This is a genomic window from Pseudomonas rubra, assembly GCF_028656935.1.
GTDB lineage: Bacteria > Pseudomonadota > Gammaproteobacteria > Pseudomonadales > Pseudomonadaceae > Aquipseudomonas > Aquipseudomonas rubra.
Genome location: NZ_JAMDGZ010000082.1, coordinates 1 through 4348, shown reverse-complemented (window position 1 = coordinate 4348; position 4348 = coordinate 1). Strand labels below are relative to the sequence as shown.

Here is a 4348-nt window from a genome sequence, read left to right as displayed (position 1 = left end):
GAGTTCGCCGGACGCTTACGATCAAGCAGACGGTGGGCCATATCAGCATCGAACACCGTCATGCATGGCCATTACTCGCGCATCGGTATACACCATCGCCTCAGGCATTACTTCCTCAGAAACTTCTCATCGAGACGGTTCACTCCGTAGTAACGTTTGCCGTCTTTCCCCATGCACCAAGGATCGAAGAATTCGCGTAAGTGAGGGAGCTCTGAATTTGGATCTTTTGCGAGCCGTCGCCGTACAGCGTTGCGGTAGCGTCTGTGCCAAATTTGCTTGTCGAAATGCTCGCTAACGGCTGTGGTTATGCCGCAGATAGGTGTCTTGCGTCGGCTTCTGCTCATGATGGGTTCAAGGCTGATGAAGCATGCTTGTGCGTGCTTGCCCTAGATCGCAGAGCCGTTAAGGTTAACAGGCCGATGATGCATCGAACAGCTCAATCTATAGCGATAGCACAGCGCTAAGCAGTCTACTCAACCAACGCTTTAGTCGGCTTTTCAAATTGGCTGGGATCAGAACAAATCAGGAAATAGGGTCGTGATGGAGTACCCAGATAACCTCATCGATACCTGCCTCTCGTCGTCAATATCGATTAAGCCTTCAGTCAACATCTGGCCGAGCAAATTGCGCGTTGTGGATTCACCAAGACCCAGTCTGGCTTGGATCTCTGAATATTGCATAGGCCCGAACTCAAGCAGGTCGCGATAGAGGTGAAGCGCTTCAATACGCAGAATCGGCAGCGCACTGCCGTTCGTCATCAGCAGCGCGCAACATGTACGCATCTGAAAGTAATGATCGATGCGATGGTTAAGTATGTGAGGCTCTAGGAGCGAGCTTACGAAACGCACCTGTTCCAGTGCCGTCGTGATGAAGTACTCGGTGAATTTGAGCAGGCCACTGTCGGATAGCTCACCACGGCCGTCTAGATTGCCTTTACGGACGCGGTCGGCAGCTCTCAGGGCGGCATAATACGCATCAATATCTCGACCAAAACCCCGGCTCACTGACCAGAGGCCGTAACCACCCAAGCCGCCGTCCTTTAGATACCGATCAGTGAACAGGCGGCCAGCCCGTCCATTGCCGTCGGTGAACGGGTGGATCCACAGTAAACGATGGTGCCCCCCCGCAGCTGCCAAAAGCGGAGCCAGCCCATGTAGACGACCTAGCCGATAAGCGTTTTCGAACCACGTAAGGTAAGAGCCGATCTCTTCGGCGGGCGGGGGAATGTGATGACCCACCTTTACGCCGCGCTTACGAATTTCGCCCGGTACAAGTGGAACTCTTTCGTCGCCCGCCTCAACCTTGAGACGCAAGTGTTTCTCGGGCAGCCCCTTGTAAAGCTCGCGATGTATGCACGCGATTGATTCGCGGGTGCAGATTGAAGCCGCGTCGATTGGATCGATAGACAAACGAATTTGAGCTTCGATGTGGTGTTTGACTTCCAGGAAATCCGGTGCTGCTTCACCGCCTACTGGAGTCTCCTGAGCAAGCAGCAAGTCGGCCGGCGACGCCGAGTTCCCCTCGATCTTGTTGCTGTAATGCGAGTTCACCAGGCGTTGCAGGTGAATCATCGGGGTGCGCAGCGGATCAAGGATATTCGCATTCAACGAAGCGTCGAGCTGTATGAGCTCGAGAGCGGCGTCCTTCAGGTCGCCCGGAGCTCTATCCTGTGTGATGTAGGGTGTTAATGCCAATTGTCGTCGTCCCCTGATATGGGTGCGGCAGCCAAGGCCATCGGTCGCTTCTCTAATTCAGATGACGACGGTACCACCAGCATTAGGGCACGGCCGCATATAGGTATGGCTCGTTCAAATCCAAAACGCGATTGGATACTCGAGGAGTGTGAGCACGAAGGCGCTGCTCTGAGTACCAGACCCGGCGCGTTTTCCTCTTCCGCAGATCGAGATCACCAAGCTTATAGGTGCCCATCGACGTTTTGTAGACCACTGCTCCCTCATCCGTTTCGATCCCTCGATAGCAAATTATTTGAACGAGTTCTTCCAAGCTCCAGTGCTCCCGACCAGTCAGGGTTGGTGGGCATAACATCTGCACTGCCTCAACGGCGACATCCTGAGCGAGGGTGAGATAGTGCTGAAGCTCGTAGGCGCAGCGAATCAGGGCACCTCGGTCGCGCTTGCCTGTGTGAATTGAAGTAATCGTTGCGAGGAAGCATAAGCCTTCTACCTCACAATTTATCCCTACGCGTACATCGCGGCTCTTATGATCAAACACGTAAATCACTAGTTACACCATTGCGAGTGAGCCGGCTCGGCTTAAGGTTGAATAGATCGCCAGCACTTGCCGCAGTCCCTCTCAAGGTGAAGGGCCGCGATACTAGAATTCAGATTGAAGAGCTGATAACCAGCTGAAGAAAACAGCCCGCATATACATGTTATAGCTCCGCGATGCGGGGTGTCAAAGCGTGGCCTGATTCTCTCTCTTGTAATAACCCGGAAGAGAGATGGAATATCTGAAAGCCCTAGGGCAGGTCCTCAAAGAGATTCGAGTCGCTACCGGGCTTAGGAGGGAGGATTGCGCTCAAGCGCTGAGCCGCGACTACCTAGCGAGTGTTGAACAAGGCCATCAGAGTATTTCAGTCGCCAAACTAAAGGCTCTGTGCGAGTGCCTGGACGTCGCACCAAGCCTTGTTCTTTTTTCAGTTGAAGCCCGTTTGGCAGCGCTGAAGCTGGAAGACTACCAGGCAAGCCAAGATCGTTTGCTTGGCAACTACATCCGCACCGGAGTTTTCAAAAGTGAGCCAGACACCACTGCAAGCACGGGTGTACGAGGTAGGCGCGCCGAGGCCACTCGTACGGCAATCCGATCATTGCAAGCGGAAGGTCTTAGAAAAATCGACGTAGCTCGTAAGCTCGGAATAGGTACTACGACAGTAGATCGACATTGGCACCGAACTGATGGGAGCGAGGAGATCCCAGAAAAGCTCTCGGAGTGAGCACGCAGTAATGCAGTTGCACCGCACCAAAAAAGCAGTGCTCGCTCACCCACAAACTCTGGCATTTCCGCAAGACTGAACAGCCACGGTTTATTGCTGAGAACGTCCGTGCGGTACCTAATTCCCTTTATGCGTGTTCCCTCACAAAAGCGGCGACCAGTTGGAAACGTGCCGGGAAGCGGATTTTGTCTTTGGCCCGGGCAATGACGATTTCGCCGGATTCCAGGGGTTCGCGCAGCACCTCCAGTACGCGCCGTTCGAACTCTGGCAACTCATCGAGGAACAGCACGCCGTGATGGGCCAGGGTGATCTCCCCGGGTTGCGGTCGGCTGCCACCGCCCACCAGCGCAGCCCCGGAGGCCGAATGATGCGGATGACGGAACGGGCGCTGCGGCCAACTGCTCAGCGGTACATGGCTGGCCACCGACTGGATAGCCGCCACCTCCAGCGCTTCGCGTTCATCCAGCGGTGGCAACAGGCCGGGCAGGCGGCTGGCGAGCAGGGTTTTGCCGGTGCCAGGCGGGCCGCTGAACAGCAAGTTGTGTGCGCCTGCGGCGGCGACCAGTAGGGCGCGTTTGGCCGCTTGTTGGCCCTGCACTTCGTTGAGGTCGGGGTAGGGGCGGATTTGCAGCAACAGACCGTTGGCAGCGTAAGGATTGAGCGGGATCTGACCGTTGAAGTGGGCGACCAGCTCCAGCAGATGGCCGACGGCAAACACCACCAGCCCGGACGCCAGGCAAGCTTCCTCGGCATTTTCCTGCGGCACCACCAGGGCCCGGCCGGCTTCTCGTGCGGCCAAGGCTGCGGGCAGCACCCCTTGTACCGAACGAATAGCACCGGACAGCGCCAGCTCGCCCAGGCATTCCACCTCGTCGAGCGCGGCGATGGGGAACTGACCGTTGGCAGCGAGAATCCCCAGGGCGATGGCCAGGTCGAAACGCCCGCCATCCTTGGGCAGGTCGGCGGGTGCGAGGTTGAGGGTGATGCGCCGGGCAGGGAACTCCAGGCCGGAATTGAGGATCGCGCTGCGGACCCGATCCTTGCTTTCCTTCACGGTCGCTTCCGGCAGACCGACCAGGGTCAGTGCTGGCAGGCCGTTGGCCAGATGCGCTTCCACACTGACCGCCGGCGCCGAAACACCGACCTGGGCACGGCTGTGGACAAGGGCGAGGGACATGAACGCTCCATGATCAAGACGAGACCGCGTCCTGCGGTTCTGCAAGCGTAGTGGGGGGGCGCGGATTGGGGCGGGGAAGAGTGAGTCTGGTTTTTACAGGCGTGTTTTTGCGAGCGCTTTGCGCTCGATCGCTGGCAAGCCCAACTCCCCAGGTCCGGCGTACACCGACCCACTGTGGGAGCCGGCTTGCCGGCGATGCGCCGCGCGGGCGGCGCTCG

General features: G+C 57.3%; 3 protein-coding genes and 1 pseudogene. 2 read left to right on the top strand and 2 right to left on the bottom strand.

The genetic code is table 11. The features are described from left to right. The coding region (locus M5G17_RS26835; RefSeq protein WP_273895879.1) for a hypothetical protein at nt 1-200 on the top strand (200 nt) is incomplete at its 5' end. A gap of 312 nt (nt 201-512) precedes the next feature. On the opposite strand, the gene M5G17_RS26830 is transcribed toward M5G17_RS26835, so the two are convergent. Further along, entirely contained in the window at nt 513-1694 is a 1182-nt protein-coding gene (locus M5G17_RS26830; RefSeq protein ID WP_273895878.1) for a Fic family protein, read from the bottom strand. Nucleotides 1695-2461: 767 nt separating this feature from the next. Between M5G17_RS26830 and M5G17_RS26825 the strand changes: the two genes are divergently transcribed. After that, complete coding sequence (locus M5G17_RS26825; protein WP_273895877.1) at nt 2462-2953, top strand: helix-turn-helix domain-containing protein; 492 nt, start codon at nt 2462-2464, stop codon at nt 2951-2953. A gap of 148 nt (nt 2954-3101) precedes the next feature. Here the strand turns inward: M5G17_RS26825 and M5G17_RS26820 are convergent. Then, nucleotides 3102-4130: pseudogene (locus M5G17_RS26820) on the bottom strand (YifB family Mg chelatase-like AAA ATPase); the annotation flags it as partial. Nucleotides 4131-4348: the final 218 nt, after the last annotated feature.